Origin of the sequence: Ruoffia tabacinasalis, assembly GCF_042652985.1 — a bacterium.
Taxonomy (GTDB): Bacteria; Bacillota; Bacilli; order Lactobacillales; family Aerococcaceae; genus Ruoffia; species Ruoffia tabacinasalis.
In genome coordinates this window covers 118543-137388 of sequence record NZ_JBHSHQ010000028.1, presented here as the reverse complement: position 1 = coordinate 137388, position 18846 = coordinate 118543, and the positions used below count along the sequence as shown (strand labels likewise).

At 36.3% G+C, this 18846-nt stretch carries 13 protein-coding genes; all 13 read left to right on the top strand.

The features are described from left to right. Nucleotides 1-176 precede the first annotated feature (176 nt). A complete protein-coding gene (gene recA, locus ACFO5Y_RS04930) occupies nt 177-1244 on the top strand; it encodes a recombinase RecA (protein ID WP_138403694.1) in 1068 nt (355 codons plus the stop codon). A 383-nt stretch (nt 1245-1627) separates the two neighbouring features. Next, nucleotides 1628-3187, top strand: coding sequence for a ribonuclease Y (gene rny, locus ACFO5Y_RS04925; RefSeq protein WP_197103253.1), 1560 nt, complete (start codon nt 1628-1630; stop codon nt 3185-3187). A 182-nt stretch (nt 3188-3369) separates the two neighbouring features. Continuing rightward, nucleotides 3370-4152, top strand: a complete 783-nt coding sequence (locus ACFO5Y_RS04920) for a TIGR00282 family metallophosphoesterase (protein WP_197103255.1) — start codon at nt 3370-3372, stop codon at nt 4150-4152. A gap of 10 nt (nt 4153-4162) precedes the next feature. Then, nucleotides 4163-6739 carry a DNA mismatch repair protein MutS gene (mutS, locus tag ACFO5Y_RS04915; protein ID WP_197103257.1) on the top strand — a complete coding sequence of 859 codons (2577 nt, stop codon included), beginning with the start codon at nt 4163-4165 and terminating at the stop codon, nt 6737-6739. A 21-nt stretch (nt 6740-6760) separates the two neighbouring features. Continuing rightward, complete coding sequence (mutL, locus tag ACFO5Y_RS04910; protein WP_197103259.1) at nt 6761-8695, top strand: DNA mismatch repair endonuclease MutL; 1935 nt, start codon at nt 6761-6763, stop codon at nt 8693-8695. After that, on the top strand, nt 8692-9132 hold the full coding sequence (gene msrB, locus ACFO5Y_RS04905; RefSeq protein WP_197103269.1) for a peptide-methionine (R)-S-oxide reductase MsrB: 441 nt from the start codon (nt 8692-8694) through the stop codon (nt 9130-9132). The genes mutL and msrB (ACFO5Y_RS04905) overlap by 4 nt, the downstream gene beginning before the upstream one ends. Nucleotides 9133-9143: 11 nt before the next feature. After that, nucleotides 9144-9581: a peptide-methionine (R)-S-oxide reductase MsrB gene (gene msrB / locus ACFO5Y_RS04900; protein WP_197103277.1), complete on the top strand. Its 438-nt coding sequence runs from the start codon at nt 9144-9146 to the stop codon at nt 9579-9581. Nucleotides 9582-9588: 7 nt separating this feature from the next. Then, nucleotides 9589-10188: a Holliday junction branch migration protein RuvA gene (ruvA, locus tag ACFO5Y_RS04895; protein WP_138403701.1), complete on the top strand. Its 600-nt coding sequence runs from the start codon at nt 9589-9591 to the stop codon at nt 10186-10188. Between the two features lie 15 nt (nt 10189-10203). Continuing rightward, entirely contained in the window at nt 10204-11226 is a 1023-nt protein-coding gene (ruvB, locus tag ACFO5Y_RS04890; RefSeq protein ID WP_197103279.1) for a Holliday junction branch migration DNA helicase RuvB, read from the top strand. Nucleotide 11227: 1 nt separating this feature from the next. Further along, entirely contained in the window at nt 11228-12262 is a 1035-nt protein-coding gene (queA, locus tag ACFO5Y_RS04885) for a tRNA preQ1(34) S-adenosylmethionine ribosyltransferase-isomerase QueA (protein WP_138403703.1), read from the top strand. A gap of 122 nt (nt 12263-12384) precedes the next feature. Next, a complete protein-coding gene (locus tag ACFO5Y_RS04880; RefSeq protein ID WP_197103281.1) occupies nt 12385-15741 on the top strand; it encodes a DNA polymerase III subunit alpha in 3357 nt (1118 codons plus the stop codon). 164 nt (nt 15742-15905) lie between these two features. Then, nucleotides 15906-16880 carry a 6-phosphofructokinase gene (gene pfkA, locus ACFO5Y_RS04875; protein WP_197103497.1) on the top strand — a complete coding sequence of 325 codons (975 nt, stop codon included), beginning with the start codon at nt 15906-15908 and terminating at the stop codon, nt 16878-16880. Between the two features lie 33 nt (nt 16881-16913). Continuing rightward, nucleotides 16914-18671 carry a pyruvate kinase gene (gene pyk, locus ACFO5Y_RS04870; protein WP_197103499.1) on the top strand — a complete coding sequence of 586 codons (1758 nt, stop codon included), beginning with the start codon at nt 16914-16916 and terminating at the stop codon, nt 18669-18671. Nucleotides 18672-18846: the final 175 nt, after the last annotated feature.

Here is an 18846-nt window from a genome sequence, read left to right as displayed (position 1 = left end):
ACGCCGTTGGAGGTCTTTATTGAGAATGTATCAGAGTTAAATTATTTCTAGCTTAAATTGACAAATCAAACTTAGTAAAAGAATTTTTAAATAAATAGAACATATGTTCGTTTTTTGCTTGCAAAACGATAAAAGTAAAGCTACAATGTAATAGAAATGAAATGGAGGCACAAGTAATGGTAGATAAAGATAGAAGAAAAGCGCTAGACTTAGCATTAAAGGGAATTGAAAAAAACTTTGGTAAAGGTGCAATTATGCGTCTTGGAGATCGTACGGATACACGTATTTCAACTGTACCAACTGGATCTTTACAATTAGATATTGCCTTAGGTGTCGGTGGATACCCAAGAGGACGTATAATTGAATGTTACGGACCAGAATCATCTGGTAAGACAACAGTTGCACTACATGCTATTGCAGAAGTTCAAAAAAATGGAGGCTTAGCTGCCTTCATTGATGCTGAGCATGCATTAGATCCAGATTACGCAGCAAATTTAGGTGTCGATGTAGAGGAATTATTACTTTCTCAACCAGATACAGGGGAGCAAGCCTTAGAAATTGCGGATGCATTAGTATCATCTGGAGCCATTGATATCGTTGTTATTGACTCTGTTGCAGCATTAGTTCCAAGAGCTGAAATTGAAGGTGAGATGGGTGATACTCATATTGGTCTTCAAGCTCGTTTAATGTCTCAAGCATTGAGAAAATTATCCGGTTCAATTAGTAAAACAAAAACAATTGCCTTTTTCATTAACCAAATTCGTGAAAAAGTGGGTGTTATGTTCGGAAACCCTGAAACAACGCCTGGTGGACGTGCACTTAAATTCTATTCATCAGTTCGTTTAGAAGTCAGACGTGCGGAATCAATTAAAGATAGCGGAAACTTTGTAGGGAATAGAACGCGCATTAAAGTAGTTAAGAATAAAGTAGCCCCTCCATTTAAAGAAGCAATGGTAGATATTATCTATGGTAAAGGGATTTCTAAAATTGGAGAACTCGTTGATATTGCTGCTGATTTAGAAATCATTAAAAAAGCAGGTTCTTGGTATTCTTATGGTGAAGAGCGAATCGGACAAGGACGAGAGAATGCGAAAACATTCTTAGAAGAGAATCCAGATATTCTAGAAGTTGTTGAAGCTCAAGTGCGTGAGCACTACTTCACACCAAAAGAAGTTAAAGAAGAAAAAGCTAACGAAGAAAAAGTAGAAGAAAGCACTGAATTACCTTTAGATAGCGAAGAATAATAATAGATAATTAATTTCAATAATTTAGACCAGTTAGCCTGTTATACTTTATAGCAGGCTGGCTGGTCTTTAATTTAATCATAAGAATAATCCCCTTAGATAGTTCCGAGGAAAAATAATTAAATAATATTTTATAAACTAAAAAATATAGTAAGCGATTTACATCAGGTAGCTTCAAAGTTAAGCATTCATAGACCTGAGCACCTACTCCGAGATTTCTATTAGAAAATAATTTGAAAATATCTATATTTTATAATTGTGATTGATTGACTAATTGACAAAATAGTCATATGATAGTATGTGTGGTTGCACACTATTTATTTTATTTAATTTTAACACTAAAATGAATACTTTAAAATTACATAGATCAGGAGGTGACTCATATGGACTTTATGTCAATCGCCTTCGCGATCGTTGCTTTAATAGTTGGAATTATAATCGGCTTTTTAATCAAAAAAGTGTCAGACAATAAACGTATTGAGGGTGCGAAAGCAAATGCTGAAGTCATTGTTGACGATGCAATTAAACAAGCTCAAAATCTTAAACGAGAAGCGCTATTCGAAGCGAAGGAAGAAAATCTAAAGTACCGTAATGAGATTGAGGCGGAATTAAAAGAGCGTCGCAATGAAGTCAGTAGATCCGAGAATCGTTTAATTCAAAAAGAAGAAAATTTAGATCAAAAAAGTAATAATTTAGACAAAAGAGAATTAAATATTGAATCTAAAGAAGATGATTTGAACAAACGACTACAAAGTGTTACTGATAAAGAAGCAAGAGTGAATGAAATAATTCAACAACAAAAAGATGAATTAGAACGTGTCGCAGCATTGTCTCGAGACGATGCAAGAGAGTTAATTATTGACGAAACAAAAGATGGTTTAACTCAAGACATAGCAATAATGGTTCGTGATGCAGAGCAACAAGCTAAAGACGAAGCAGACCGTAATGCGAAGAATATTATACTACAAGCAATTCAAAGAACATCAACCGATATTGTCACAGACAATTCAGTGAGTGTTGTTCAATTACCTAACGACGATATGAAAGGTCGTATTATAGGTAGAGAAGGTAGAAATATTCGAACATTCGAAAGCTTAACTGGTATCGATTTAATTATTGATGATACACCAGATACTGTCGTATTAAGTGGATTTGATCCAATCCGACGCCAAATTGCAAAAATTGCTTTAGAAAAATTAATCCAAGATGGACGAATTCATCCTGCTCGTATTGAAGAGATGGTTGAAAGAGCTAGAAAAGAAGTTGATGAAAAAATTCGAGAAGTCGGTGAAGAAGCTACATTTGAATTAGGCATTCATTCACTGCATCCAGACTTGATTAAAATCATTGGTCGACTAGCTTATCGAACTAGTTATGGTCAAAACGTCCTAAAACATTCAATCGAAGTAGCTAAATTAACGAGCTATATGGCGGGTGAATTAGGTGAAGACGTTGTCGTAGCTAAACGAGCTGGTTTACTACATGATTTAGGTAAAGCATTAGATAATGAAATCGAAGGTACACACGTTGAGATTGGGACAGAGATTGCAAAACGTTATAAAGAATCAGACGTTATTATTAACGCAATTGCTTCCCATCATGGAGATACTCAACCAACTTCAATGATATCAGTGTTAGTTGCTTTAGCAGATGCATTTTCTGCAGCAAGACCTGGTGCTAGAAGTGAATCACTTGAGAATTATATACGTCGACTTGAACAATTGGAAGAAATTTCAACAAGTTTTGATGGTGTCTCTCATGCTTATGCAATTCAAGCTGGACGAGAAGTCAGAGTAGCAGTTAGACCAGACAAAATCAATGACGCACAAGCGGCTAAGGTGGCTCATGACATTCGAAAACGTGTCGAGTCTGAGATGAATTATCCAGGAAACATTAAAGTAACGGTAATTCGCGAAACAAGATCTGTCGAATATGCCAAATAATTGAGTTAAAACTACGAGCGTTAATGCTCGTAGTTTATTTTTTTGGTATTAATGTATTTTTAAAAGCTAAAAACGATAAATATAAAGCAATAATCAGAAGAAGTCGGATAATACTGTCGGCTTTATTTTACATGGAAATATTGATATGATACTAGGTAAGATTAACTGGAAAGAGGACTCGCATGAAAATATTATTTATAGGCGACATTGTTGGAGTAAGTGGGCAAGAGGCAATAAAAAAATATTTAACTCAACTGAAACAAGAACACAAACCACAAGTTACGATTGCAAATGGTGAAAACATTGCAGACGGACATGGAATTACAGAAACACTTTATAAATGGCTAATGTCATCTGGAGTAGATGCGATTACACTAGGAAATCACGCATTTGATAATCGAAATATTTACGAATTCATTTCAGACGCAAAGTGTTTAGTGCGCCCGGTCAATATGCCAGAAGGAACACCAGGTAAAGGTGTTCACTATGTTAGAGTGAATGATAAGGAATTGGCTATTATTAACGTCATAGGGAATGTATTTATGAAGCCTTCACTCGATGCATTTAATTACTTAAAGCCGTTAATTGAAACGGTTAAGAAAAGAACAAACCATATTTTTATTGATTTTCATGGTGAAACAACGAGCGAAAAACAAGCGATGGGCTTTTTATTTGATGGGCAAATCTCTGCACTTGTAGGGACACATACACATGTTCAAACAAATGATGGCAGAGTCCTTCCACAAGGGACAGCTTATATATCAGATGTCGGCATGACAGGTGCTTTAAATAGTGTGATTGGTTTCCGTAAGGAGGATTCCATTCGACGCTTTACAAGCCAATTGCCAACGCGATTAGAACAAGAAATTTCGAATGAAGCTGTTATTAGTGCAGTTGTCATCGATATCAATCCATCAACAGGATTAGCAAAATCAATTAAAACAATTTGTCAGCAAATTAGATAGGAAGATGTAAATGGCAAAAAAGACGAAACAAACGCCAATGATGGAACAATATTTAAAGATTAAAGAAAGTTATCCGGATGCATTCTTATTTTATCGTTTAGGGGATTTTTATGAGTTATTTCATGAGGACGCAATCCAAGCATCGAAAATATTAGAAATCACTTTAACATCCAGAAATAAAAATGCTGATAATCCGATACCAATGTGCGGGGTTCCATATCACTCATCCACAGAATATATAAAACGCCTAATTGAAGCAGGTTATAAAGTCGCGATTTGTGAACAAATGGAAGACCCTAAACAAGCAAAAGGGATGGTCAAAAGAGAAGTCGTCAGAGTGGTGACACCTGGGACAATTCTTGAAGATGATGCGATACCAACAAAAGAGAACAATTATCTTGCATGTATCCATATCGGTGATAATGGTTATTATTTAAGCTACATTGATATCTCGACAGGGGAATTATATTTAACCAAAACGACTATCTGGAATCAATTAGTAAACGAAGTCAAAGGAATTAACCCTTCAGAGGTGATCGTTGATTCCAAGATTGATACTGAATTATTAGAGAAATTAAAACAACATTTAGGTAGTTTTTTTACTTTATTCGAAAGTAGTCATGAATTAACACATTCATGGAAGATAGCTGAACCAACCAATGATGAATTAATAAACTTAAATATGCTTTATGGCTATTTAGAAAGTATTTATATTACTAATTTAGAGCATATTAAAGAAGTCGAGCGTTATGAACTAAGTTCATATATGCAAATGAACTACTATGCGAAGTCACAATTAGAATTGACTCGCTCATTACGTTCGCAAAAGAAAAAAGGTTCTTTACTCGACTTGATTGATAAAACTAAAACTGCCATGGGTGGTCGTAAATTACATCAATGGTTAGATAAACCTTTGCTTGATATGAATGATTTAAGTGATCGTCATCAAAAAGTTGAAAACTTAATGGGCTTTTATTTTGAACGTGTGGATTTAATGGACAGTTTGAGCCAAATCTATGATTTAGAACGACTCGTAACGAAAATCAGTTTAGGAAATGCGACAGCACGTGATTTAAATCAATTACGTAATTCATTACAAGGTATTCCTAGAATCAACAAAATATTAGAAGTCATTAACAATCATTTAGCTCATGATGTCAATAGTACGCCTTTTAAATTATTAGATGAATATAAACCATTATTAGAATACGTCGATTCAGTATTAGTGGATGATCCTCCCATTTCAATCACTGAAGGAAATATTATAAAAGACAAGGTCAATGAACAATTAGATACATATAGAGACGCCTTGGAAAACGGCCAAAAATGGCTCTCAGAGCTACAAAAGAGAGAACGTGAACAGACAGGCCTTAAAACGTTAAAAGTCGGTTACAATAAAGTATTTGGCTATTATATAGAAATTAGCCGACTTCAAGCGGCGAACTTTAATGATGACCGTTATATTCGTAAACAAACGCTGACAAATGCCGAGCGATATATTACTGAAGAACTGAAAGAAATTGAAGCTACTATTCTTGGGGCCCAAGAGAAATCAACGTCTTTAGAGTATGATTTATTTATTGCACTGAGAGAACATGTAGCCAAATATGTGAGCGGCTTACAAGAACTTGCTCATGAAGTAGCTACACTCGATGTCTTAGTCAACTTTGCTAATATTAGTGAGTCCGAAGACTATGTGCGAGCGGAATTAACCCATGAAGCTAAAAGAATTGAATTAGAAGACTCACGGCATCCAGTTGTCGAAAGTTTAATTGGGAAAGCCAATTTTGTACCTAATTCGTTATCGGCAGATGATGATCGATCTTTATTCTTACTGACTGGGCCTAACATGTCTGGTAAAAGTACATTTATGCGCCAAATTGCATTTTGTATTATTTTAAACCAAATCGGTTGTTTTGTTCCGGCTAAACGAGCAAAACTGCCAATCGTAGACAAAATCTTTACACGTATTGGAAGTTCAGATGACACGACGAGTGGTCAAAGTACATTCATGGTTGAGATGATGGAGACGAATGTGGCTTTAGAAGAAGCGACAGAGAATAGTTTACTATTATTTGATGAGATAGGACGTGGAACAGCGACCTTTGATGGGATGGCTTTAGCTGAAGCGATTATTAAATACATCGCAAAAAACGTTAAAGCACTGACTATATTCTCAACTCACTATCATGAACTAACTGAATTAGATAAGTCGATTGATGAAGTAAAAAATATTCACGTTGGCGCGCAAGAATACGAAGGAAATTTAATTTTCTTACATAAAGTGCTGGATGGACCGGCAGATAAAAGTTACGGTATCCACGTAGCTAAACTAGCTGGCTTACCAGAGAGCGTCTTAGAAGAGAGTCAAGAAATTTTAGTTGAACTTGAATCCAATGCGAAAAACTTACGTGAATCTGGGGCAGTCCAATTAGATTTATTCGCTGAGCGAGAAGTTGAATTAGTACAAGAAAAGGTACCAGATAATATTCAATCTATTATGGATGATTTACGTTCGTTGAATATTAATCAAATGACACCCATTGAAGCGATGCAAAAACTTTATGAATGGCATCAAGAACTATAGTATTTATTTGGAGGTGATATTGTGGGAATTATCAAGCAAATGCCAGACTTTTTAGCGAATCAAATTGCTGCTGGGGAAGTCGTTGAACGACCTGCCTCAGTAGTAAAAGAATTAGTGGAAAATGCTATCGATGCAGAAAGCACACAAATTATTGTTGAATTAATCGAAGCAGGTATTCAACAAATTAAAGTGACCGATAACGGTAAAGGGATTATTGCCGAAGATTTACCTATGGCGTTTATGGCACATGCGACAAGTAAGATTTACGAAACAACAGATTTATTCAATATCAATTCCTTAGGTTTCCGTGGAGAAGCTCTAGCAAGTATTGGTTCTGTAAGTAAAGTTCGTGTCGAGTCAATGACAGAAGATGACGATAGTAGGCATTTTATTGAGATAGAAGGGTCTAAGATCATTGAAGAAGGATTGACTCAAGCGAAGATCGGTACAACGGTGGAAGTGAATAGTTTATTCTATAATACACCTGCGCGACTTAAACATTTAAAGACGATCAAGACAGAATTAAGTCATTCCTTAAAATTCATCCAAAAAATTGCTTTAGCTTATCCTAACATTCGGTTTAAACTGACTCACAATGGTCAGGAGATTTTCGCCAGTCATGGAAACGATAATCTTCAACAAGTGATTGCGAGTGTGTATCAACCTGCATTAGCAAGAGATTTAATTCCAATCCAAAGCGAATCGGATGATTTCTCGATCAATGGTTTCATTTCTAAACCTACTTTAACTCGTACGAGCAAACAATATATCCATTGGATTATTAACGGTCGTTCAGTGAAGAGTTATATGTTAGATGAAGTATTAATCAAAGCTTATGGTAGACAATTGATGATTGGACGTTACCCCATTGCCATTATTCGCATTCAACTCGATCCAAGACTGGTCGATGTAAATGTTCATCCAACTAAGCAAACGGTGCGCTTAAGTAAGGAAGATGAATTAAGTGAGTTAATTACACAAGCGGTGCACAGAACGTTAGATGTAGTCAATCCAATCCCTTCTTTAGAAGAAAGTGATTTGCCCAATGTGAATAGAAACAATACAAATTATGATCCAGTTCAGTTTAACTTTACGCAAAAAACACCATCAACAAATAACGAACCAAACAGGGGTCAAGATACAGAGCCCGAAGCGAAACTGACAGATTATAAAGAGCAATTGCAAAATGCACTCAATAATAATGGCTCAAATCGAAGTAGCTCCATTGGAGAACCGACTGAAGTTAACTATCAGCGAAGCGAACCAACGAACGAAACAATTCAAACGACTGACTTCGATCCTTCGACAACAAATAAGCAGCCTGTAGAAGAAAGCAAACGATATTCCTTAGATTTTTACAGTTTAAGATATGTCGGTCAAATTCATGGAACTTATTTAATTGCAGAAAATGAGACAGGATTTTATTTAATTGACCAACATGCGGCCCAAGAACGTATCCGTTATGAAGACTTAATGAACGAAGAAGTCGATGTTTCAATTCAACAACAGCTACTTATGCCAATTATTATAAATTTTACGACAAGTGAAATGGAGATAATTAGCGAACTGGAAGAACAATTTGAAAAATTAGGACTTTATTTAGAACTCATGGGTCCTACAAGCTACAAGTTGGAAAGTTATCCGGATTGGTTGTATTATGAAGAGGTCGAAGGATTAGTAACGGATTTAGTAGAACTATTGAATAAGCAACCGGATTTGACAGTTCAAGAATTAAAAGAACGGTCAATTATTATGCAAAGTTGTCGAGGCGCGATTAAAGCGAATCATTATTTAGATGATAAACAAGCGATTGCTTTAATTCATGGACTGGATGGATTAGAAGATCCATATCATTGTCCACATGGACGCCCAGTGTTTGTCGAATTTGATCAAAACACTTTAGAGAAACTATTCAAACGAATCCAAGATACACACGAGAAAGGGGTATTTAGATGAGTAAAGCAGAAAAATACAATGAAAACATTAATAAATTAGATGAATTACAATACAAGGTGACACAAGAGAGCGCAACGGAACGACCATTTACTGGAGAATATGATGATTTCTATGAAAAAGGTATTTACGTTGATATCGTCAGTGGGAAACCATTATTCTCAAGTTCAGATAAGTATGATGCAGGTTGCGGTTGGCCATCATTTTCACAACCAATTGAAGAATCATTTGTTACTGAACATGATGATTTCAGCTTGAACCGTAAACGTACTGAAATCCGAAGTTCCGATGCTGATTCACACTTAGGTCATGTATTCCCAGATGGAATCGAAGAGCTAGGTGGTATGCGCTATTGCATTAACTCAGCGGCATTAACATTTATTCCTGAAGAAGAGATGGAAGAAAAAGGATATAGCGAATATCTTAAATACGTAAAATAGGAGTGAAGATAATGGCTAAATTAGATTATCAAGAACAAATTAAAAACTTAAACGATACTCAATATCAAGTGACACAACATGAAGGGACAGAACGACCATTTACGGGTGAGTACGATGACTTTTATGAAAAAGGCATTTACGTTGATATCGTTAGTGGTGAACCTTTATTCTCAAGTAGTACTAAATATAATGCGGGTTGTGGTTGGCCGTCATTCTCACAACCAATCACAAAGACAAATATTGTCGAAAATACCGATTTAAGTCACGGAATGGTTAGAACTGAAGTAAGAAGTACCGATGCTGACTCACATCTTGGACATGTATTTAACGATGGACCACAAGATCAAGGTGGCTTACGTTATTGTATTAACTCAGCCTCATTAAAATTCATTCCTTTTGAAGAGATGGATGAAGCGGGTTACAGTGAATACAAAAGCCAGGTGGAGTAATTAGACTATGTATGAATTTATAGAAGGAATATTATACTCTGTTACACCACAATATATTGTTATCAATGTTAATGGGATTGGCTATAAAATTATTACAGCCAATCCTTTTCGTTGGCAAGACTACTTAAGTCAAACAGTTCAATGTCAAGTTGAGTTAGTTACTCGAGAAGATTCAATGACTTTATACGGTTTTTATGATGCGAATGAAAAACAATTGTTCCACAAGTTGAATAAAGTGTCCGGGATTGGACCTAAAAGTGCTTTATCTATCTTAGCTTTAGATGATCATGATGGCTTAATTCAAGCGATTGAATCAGGAGACAGCCAGTATCTCACGAAGTTTCCAGGTGTGGGTAAAAAGACAGCCCAGCAAATGGTCCTAGACTTGAGAGGACAATTAGACTTTGCCTCTGAAGTAGCTAAGAGTGACACAACACAAAACACAAGTGCATCAGATGAGATTAATGAGAAAGTCATCGAAGCGCTCGAAGGCCTTGGTTATTCGCAACGTGAAATTAAACGCGTTGAGAAAGCGATAAAAGCTGAGCAGTTTAACTCAACCCAAGACGGCTTGAGTTATGCCTTCAAATTATTAATTAAAAACTAACAAGGAGGGCAGAGTATGAGTCATGAAGACCGTATTTTACAAAACGAACCGTTAAATGAAGCAGAAGAAATGCAAGAGCAATTACTGCTTCGACCAAAATTACTCAAAGATTATATTGGTCAAGACAAATTAAAAAAAGAATTATCAGTCTATTTACAAGCAGCTAAAATGCGTGAAGAAGCGTTAGACCATATTTTAGTTTATGGCCCTCCAGGCTTAGGTAAAACAACATTAGCGATGATTATTGCGAATGAGTTAGAAGTCGGAATACAAACAACGAGTGGGCCAGCCATAGAAAGACCTGGGGATTTATTAGCAATATTGAATGAGTTAAATCCAGGAGATGTTCTCTTTATCGATGAGATTCATCGGCTGCCTCGTATTATAGAGGAAGTATTGTATTCTGCGATGGAAGATTATTTTGTTGATATTGTTATTGGACAAGGTTCAGCAAGTCAGCCAATCCACTTTGAATTGCCACCGTTCACACTGATTGGAGCAACAACGAGAGCAGGAATGCTTTCGCAACCTTTAAGAGACCGATTTGGGATTGTGTCTCATTTGGAATATTATAATACGGATGATTTAAAAGCGATTGTTAATCGAACAGCGAATGTCTTCCAAATTGAGATTGATGATCATGGCGCTCAAGAAATTGCCTTAAGAAGCCGAGGGACACCCCGTATTGCGAATCGTTTACTTAGACGTGTGCGAGATTTTGCGCAAGTTAAAAGTAATGGTAGAATAACTCAATCAGTGACAGATGAATCTCTGCAAGTCCTTGATATTGATGAGTACGGACTTGATGGAGTTGATCGTAAATTACTGTCAACTATGATTGAATTGTATGATGGTGGACCGGTCGGCTTAAGTACGATTGCTATAAACATCAGTGAAGATACTGAGACAGTCATTGATATGTACGAGCCGTACTTATTACAGAACGGCTTTATCCAAAGAACACCCAGAGGCCGAGTGGCAACTAAAAAAACATATGAACACTTAGGCTACCCATGGATGGAAACGAAAGAGGAATAGAATGTTAACGACAAAAGATTTTGATTATGAATTACCAGAGCATTTAATTGCTCAAACACCCCTAGAAGACCGAAGCGCTTCGCGACTTTTAGTTCTTAATAGAGAAGATGACACACTTGAAGACACTGACTTTAAACATATCTTAGATTATTTAAACCCTGGAGATGCTTTAGTAGTCAATGAGACGCGAGTGATTCCAGCACGCATCTTTGGTGTGAAACCAGATACTGGTGGACATTTAGAAGTATTACTTCTAAATAATACTCAAGGGAACGAATGGGAAGTGTTAGTGAAACACGCTCGTCGTGCTAAAGTTGGAACGGTCATCGAATTTGGTAAAGAAGCTCAACTTCGCGCAGTAGTTAAAGAAGAGTTAGATCATGGTGGACGTATTATTGAATTTGAATACGAAGGTGTCTTTTTAGAAATATTAGAAACATTAGGTCAAATGCCACTGCCACCTTATATCAAAGAAAGACTCGAAGATCCAGATCGTTATCAAACGGTTTATGCAAAAGAAAACGGATCAGCCGCAGCTCCAACAGCGGGGCTACATTTTACGAATGAGTTATTTGATCAAGCAAAAGAAAAAGGAATCGAAATTATTCCATTAACGTTACATGTTGGTTTAGGAACATTTAGACCTGTATCGGTAGAGAAGCTTGAAGAGCATGAAATGCACGCTGAATTTTATAATTTAAGTGCTGAAAGTGCTAAACGCATTAATAAAATAAAAGACAACGGTGGAAAAATTGTTGCGGTTGGAACAACCTCAGTCAGAACTTTAGAAACCATTGCTCACGATAATAATGGAGACATTAAAGCAGGCTCAGGATGGACTTCCATCTTTATTACTCCTGGCTATGAGTTTCAAGCGGTGGATCATTTAATAACGAACTTCCACTTACCTCAATCGACGCTAGTTATGCTAGTCAGTGCCTTCTATAATCGAGAACGAACACTGCAAGCCTATAGACATGCGGTAGACAATGAATATCGATTCTTTAGTTTTGGAGATGCGATGTTAATTCTGTAAGTAAATTAGAGCGCTTTGTTGGATAAAACCAACAAGGCGTTTTTTCTCTCTCAAAGATTGAGGATAGAGGGAATAGGAGTGATATGGTATGATATTGACGAGAATGATTAGGAGGTGATCCGATGTTATTGAATGTTCAAAGTGAGTATTCACTTTTGAGTAGTACGTTAAGAATCAATGATTATATTAAAGAAGCGAAACGGTTAGGTTATGATGCGATTGGTTTAGCTGATAATCAAGTGCTTCATGGAGCGTTACAATTTTATACACGCGCGAATAAAATGGGTTTAAAGCCTTTAATAGGTTTAAACCTTACATTAATTGGCGGTATCAGACAAGACGAGCGTTACCCATTTATGCTCTATGCAAAGAGTGAAGCGGGTTATCACCATCTAATTAAAATATCAAGAATGGTTGAAAATAATCACATCGATGATTTAGACGTTTGGACTTATCTTGAACAACAAGCCACTGATTTAGTATATATATCATCGGGAAGACTGAGTGAGATGGAACAAGCCATTATTCATGAAGATGACAATCATGGCAGAGAAATAGTGACGTATCTTAAGCAAGTATTCGGGAAAAATCATGTATTTATGGGAATGACCATCTATCCATACAATAAATCCGAAGTTGAGATGTTGTCACATTTTGCTCAAGCAAATCATACCCAACAAGTGGCAGCTCAATTAGTGAATTCATTAAATGTAGATGAAGCTTTCAGTTTACAAATCCTTGAAGCCATTAAAGACAATGAAACGATTGATCATTCACTAAGGTATTCAAAAGGATCAAACTTCTTATTTCCAAAAGAAACACTTCGATCAATGTATGTTGATAACGGATTACAAGAAGTTTGGGATAATACAGAAAAACTCGTAGCAACATTGAATGTGTCTATTGATTCGAGCCAATCTTATTTACCAAAGTATCAAGCCCCTGATAATTTAACGTCAGCGGAATATGTCAAAGCATTGACTTTCAAACAACTAGATACCATTGGTAAGGGTCAAGATGAAATATATATCCAACAATTAAATCATGAATTACAAGTCATTGACCGAATGGGCTTCAGTGATTACTTCTTAATTGTATGGGATATTATTAAATATTGTCACGAGAAAAATATTCGTATTGGACCAGGTAGGGGTTCTGCAGCGGGTTCATTAGTCAGCTATTTATTACAAATTACTCTAGTTGACCCTATCGAATTTGATTTATTATTTGAACGATTTTTAAACCCTGAACGATATAATATGCCCGATATTGATATTGATATTCCAGATAATAAAAGAGAATCAGTATTAAAATACATCCAAAAGAGATATGGGCATGAGCAAGTGGCTCAAATTGTGACGATGGGAACCTTTGGTGCGAAAGCTTCGGTTCGAGATACTTTACGTGTCATTGGAGCGGATAGTGACCAATTAAAACGCTGGTCGCAAGCCATACCATCTGATCAAAATCAGTTAATGACCTTAGAGCGAGCAGTCAAACAATCCAATTCCTTACAAGCAATTGTTTCAGAAAGCGAATTTAATCGAGACATCTTTAAAGCGGCACAAACTATCGAAGGGTTGCCTCGACATAACTCAACCCATGCGGCAGCAGTAGTGATTAATGATTTTCCGCTTGATTCGATTATTCCCGTTAAAGACCGTGAGAATGACTTGTTGATCACACAGTTTACAATGAACGATGTCGAACAAATGGGATTATTGAAGATGGATTTTTTAGGATTAAGAAACTTAACAATTCTTGATAATATTATCCGTAATATTAAAACAAATAAAAATATTGACCTCTTAGCCCAGGACATTCCGATGAATGATTTTGAAACGATTAAACTGTTTCAAGAAGCCGATACAAATGGTGTGTTTCAGTTTGAATCAGACGGAATTAAAGATGTTTTAAAACGACTGAAGCCAGAAAACTTTGAAGATATTGTCGCTGTTAACGCCCTGTATCGACCAGGCCCTATGAAACAAATTGATTCTTTTATTCGAAGAAAGCATGGCAAAGAAAAAATTGAGTACGTTAATGATGTCCTGGAACCTATATTGAATACGACTTATGGAATTATCGTCTATCAAGAGCAAGTCATGCGGATTGTTGTTGATATGGCTGGATTTTCTCTAGGAGAAGCGGATATATTACGTCGCGCTATGGGGAAAAAGCAAGTAGATGTCATGGAGAAAGAACGAGAACACTTTGTCAATGGAGCAATCAATAAAGGTCATACAGAGCACGCTGCTAAAGAAGTTTACAATTATATATATGAATTTAGTAATTACGGGTTTAACCGAGCACATGCAGTTGTTTACTCAACATTAGCCTATCAATTAGCTTATTTAAAAGCCAATTATACAGAAGAATTTTATCAAGCGATACTGAACAATGGACGTTCACAATCAACATCCTATAATCATTATATTCAAGAAGCCAAACATAGATTACAAAAGTTATTACCATTGGATATAAATAAAAGTGGGGCAGGATTTAATGTTGATGAAGGATTGCGTATCGGGTTTAATTCAGTTAATGGTGTGAGAGGTGAGCTTATTGACCACATCTTGGAAGATCGAAGTCAAATGGGGACATATAAAAGTCTATTAAACTTTCTACACCGATTACCACTCAAGTTATTAAAAGCAGAGATGATATCGCCATTAATTTATGCCGGAGCTTTTGATGGTTTCGGAGCGAATCGAGCCACTTTAGTACACAATTTATCTGCCATGATTCAATCCGTTGAGTTTAGTGGACAAAATATTAATTTATTTCAAGAAATGGAACCAAAAATTGATTGGAAAGAAGATTATTCACTAATAGAAAGATTAAATTACGAAAAAGAAGCTCTAGGATTTACGATTTCTGGGCATCCACTTGACGCTTATAAAGATATTATTGAAAATGATCCAGATTTTATTAATATTTCCCAAGCCTTGAAGTCACCATTAAAGAAAAAAATAAAACTGATTGCGATGGTTCAAAATGTAAAAGTAATTCGAACTAAGAAAAATGATTTAATGGCTTTCTCTACAATTGGGGATGAATTCTACTCTGTTGATGTGGTTGTTTTCCCAACGATTTATCAAAAAAGTATGCAATTACTGAAAGAGAATAATATATTAATTGTCGAAGGTACGGTAGGTGTTGACCGGCGCGAAAATTTACAAATCGTCGTTGATGCATTAAAACCCGTCAGTGAATATAAAAATAATCAGAAAACACCGCAACAAACGAATACCATTCGTCGTTGTTTTATACAAATAGAAGATTTCGCTCAAGACCAAGCAAAAATTGAGAATGTGAAGCAATTAGCCTTGGACAATTTTGGGCCAGCAGATATCATTTTAGTGGACCGAAATCGGCGAACAATTCAATTAGATTCGCCCTATACGATTAGTTATAGTTACCGAGTGCAACAACAACTGAAAGAAATCTTCGGTCAAGAACGGGTAGTTTTTAAATAAATCATTGAATTACTGATGTTAAAGCAATGAAATGAAAATGAAAACGCTGCTTTCATAAAAACAGAAATGAAATGATATGACTTTATATATGAATAATGATAAAATAACGGCAGTGGTAAAAATCTTACCAATCTGTATTATTGAATTAGAGGTGGAAAATGGAAATCAAACGTATTGCCGTTTTAACAAGTGGTGGTGATGCACCTGGTATGAATGCAGCTGTTCGTGCAGTTGTTGAGCAAGGTATTCATCATGGCTTGGAAGTTTATGGAGTATACTATGGTTATCGTGGTTTAGTAGAAGGAGATTTCCGACTACTAACACTCTCAGATGTGCATCATAACATTCGCCGTGGGGGAACAATGTTATATTCAGCACGCTATCCTGAATTTAAACACAAAGAGTATCAAGAAAAAGCAATTAGCCAATTAGAAAAATTTGGTATTGATGCTTTAGTGGTTATTGGTGGTGACGGATCATTTGCCGGAGCTTTAAGTTTATCTAAATTAGGTTTCCCAGCCGTAGGAATACCTGGAACAATTGATAATGATATCCCTGGAACAGAATACACTATCGGATTTGATTCAGCTGTCAGTGTCGCCTTAGACGCGATTGATAAAATTTCAGATACTGCTGCATCACATAATCGGACATTTGTTGTAGAAGTGATGGGAAGACACGCTGGAGATATCGCAATTTGGGCAGGGGTAGCTGCGGGTGCAGATGCAATTATTATACCTGAAGAAGAATTTTTAATTGAAGATGTTGTACGCCGTACGGAAGCAGGACGCTCAGCAGGTAAAGATTATTCACTTGTTGTTCTAGCTGAAGGGGCGATGGATGTTGACAATTTCGTTGAACAGTTCCAAGTATTAGCGCCGGATCAAAGTGTCCGCGGTGTTACATTATCACATATCCAACGTGGTGGAACACCTACTGCACGTGACCGTGTTTTCGCAACATTAATGGGAGCTCGATCTGTTGATTTATTAATCGAAGGTCAAAAAGCTATCTACTTAGGTGTCCGTGAAGAGCAATTAACTGTATTTGATATTGTAGAAACATTAGAGAAAACTGAACACCAAGTTAGACAAGATCTATTTCAATTAAATCAAAAATTAACTGATCGTGGAAACTAAATTTAATTAAAAGGGGAAATATTATCAATGAATATTAAAAAAACTAAGATTGTTTGTACTTTAGGACCAGCAAGTGATGCTCAAGAAACAATGGAGCAATTAATCGAATCAGGAATGAACGTTGCTCGTTTTAACTTCTCTCATGGTGACCATGAAGAGCAATTAGTTCGTTTCAACACTTTAAAAGCTGCTCGTGAAGTAACTAAACGTAACGTTGGTATCTTATTAGATACTAAAGGACCAGAAATCAGAACTCATTTAATGGCAACGGATATTGTTACATTAGAAAAAGGTAAAACAGTTCGCATTTCTATGGAAGAAGTTGCCGGTACTGAAGAAAGATTCTCTGTATCTTACGACCAATTAATTAATGACGTTAAAGTTGGCGGACACATCTTATTAGATGATGGTTTAGTTGATTTATTAGTTACTGAAATCGACCATGAAAATGGCGACATCGTAACAGAAATCCAAAACAACGGAATTCTTAAATCTCGTAAAGGTGTAAACGTACCTAACGTTTCACTTAACTTACCAGGTATTACTGAAAAAGATGAAAAAGATATTCGCTTCGGAGTACGCGAAGGAGCTGACTTTATTGCAGCAAGTTTCGTACGTCGTGCATCAGACGTTATGGAAATTCGTCAAGTACTTGAAGAAGAAGGACGCCCTAATGTTAAAATTATTTCTAAGATTGAAAACCAAGAAGGTGTAGACAACTTAGATGAAATTTTAGAAGTTTCTGATGGTATCATGGTTGCACGTGGTGACTTAGGGGTAGAAATCCCAACGCCAGAAGTTCCAATTGTGCAAAAACACATCATCAAAAAATGTAATGAAGCAGGTAAAGTTGTAATTACTGCAACTCAAATGCTAGATTCAATGCAAAGTAATCCTCGTCCAACACGTGCCGAAGCCGGAGACGTTGCGAACGCAATCTTTGATGGAACAGACGCTGTCATGTTATCAGGTGAAACTGCCGCAGGTGATTACCCAGTTGAAGCTGTTAAAACAATGTCAAGTATTGCATTACGTACTGAAGAAGCATTAGTTGGTCAAGATGCGGTTACTCTTAAAGAATATGACAAACGTGACTTAACTGAAGCGATTGGTCAAGCTGTAGGACATACTGCACGTAACTTAGCTATTAATACAATTGTAGCAGCGACAAGTTCTGGACATACTGCTCAAATGATTTCTAAATACCGTCCACAAGCTAATATTATTGCAGCGACATTCGATAACGAAATTAGTCGTTCATTAACATTAACATGGGGAGTACAAGCTTTCGAAATCGAAGCACCAGGATCAACAGATGAGATGTTAGACTCAGCAACTCAATTGGTTCAAGAAAAAGGTTTTGCAAGTGAAGGTGACTTAATTATCATCACTGCAGGTGTTCCAGTAACTGAATCTGGTACAACTAACTTAATGAAGATCCAATTAATCGGAACATTGTTAGCGCAAGGTGAAGGTGTTGGTAGCGGAAACTACATCGGTAAAGCTGTTATTGCAAACTCTGCTGAAGAAGCAAATATTAAAACAGTTGTTGGTTCAGTATTAGTTGCTAAAAACACAGATGCTGATTACTCTGAAGCAATCAATAAAGCTGGAGCAATTATTGTTGAAGAAGGTGGAATTACTTCTCACGCTGCAGTTGTTGGACTTGAACGTGGAATTCCAGTTATTGTTGCAGTTGAAGGAGCATTATCTTCAATTAAAGCTGACGAATTAGTTACAGTAGATGCTCGTCGTGGACGCATTTACCGTGGAGCAACAGTAAGTATCTAATCTTACATTTTAATTAAGAGCACCATCAAATCTACGTATTTTAACTTCGATTTGATGGTGCTCATTTTTTATGAATTTGCGCATAAAATACAAGTAACAAAGATTATAAAGGATATATAATGGATGTTTAAGAAGAAATCCATGTCGACTTTATGTTAAAATAGAAATTAAATAG

Bases quoted from the DNA above. Each gene is read 5' to 3' on its own strand.
- recA (WP_138403694.1), top strand. From the start codon at position 177: ATGGTAGATAAAGATAGAAGAAAAGCGCTAGACTTAGCATTAAAGGGA.
- rny (WP_197103253.1), top strand. From the start codon at position 1,628: ATGGACTTTATGTCAATCGCCTTCGCGATCGTTGCTTTAATAGTTGGA.
- ACFO5Y_RS04920 (WP_197103255.1), top strand. From the start codon at position 3,370: ATGAAAATATTATTTATAGGCGACATTGTTGGAGTAAGTGGGCAAGAG.
- mutS (WP_197103257.1), top strand. From the start codon at position 4,163: ATGGCAAAAAAGACGAAACAAACGCCAATGATGGAACAATATTTAAAG.
- msrB (WP_197103269.1), top strand. From the start codon at position 8,692: ATGAGTAAAGCAGAAAAATACAATGAAAACATTAATAAATTAGATGAA.
- msrB (WP_197103277.1), top strand. From the start codon at position 9,144: ATGGCTAAATTAGATTATCAAGAACAAATTAAAAACTTAAACGATACT.
- ruvA (WP_138403701.1), top strand. From the start codon at position 9,589: ATGTATGAATTTATAGAAGGAATATTATACTCTGTTACACCACAATAT.
- ruvB (WP_197103279.1), top strand. From the start codon at position 10,204: ATGAGTCATGAAGACCGTATTTTACAAAACGAACCGTTAAATGAAGCA.
- queA (WP_138403703.1), top strand. From the start codon at position 11,228: ATGTTAACGACAAAAGATTTTGATTATGAATTACCAGAGCATTTAATT.
- ACFO5Y_RS04880 (WP_197103281.1), top strand. From the start codon at position 12,385: ATGTTATTGAATGTTCAAAGTGAGTATTCACTTTTGAGTAGTACGTTA.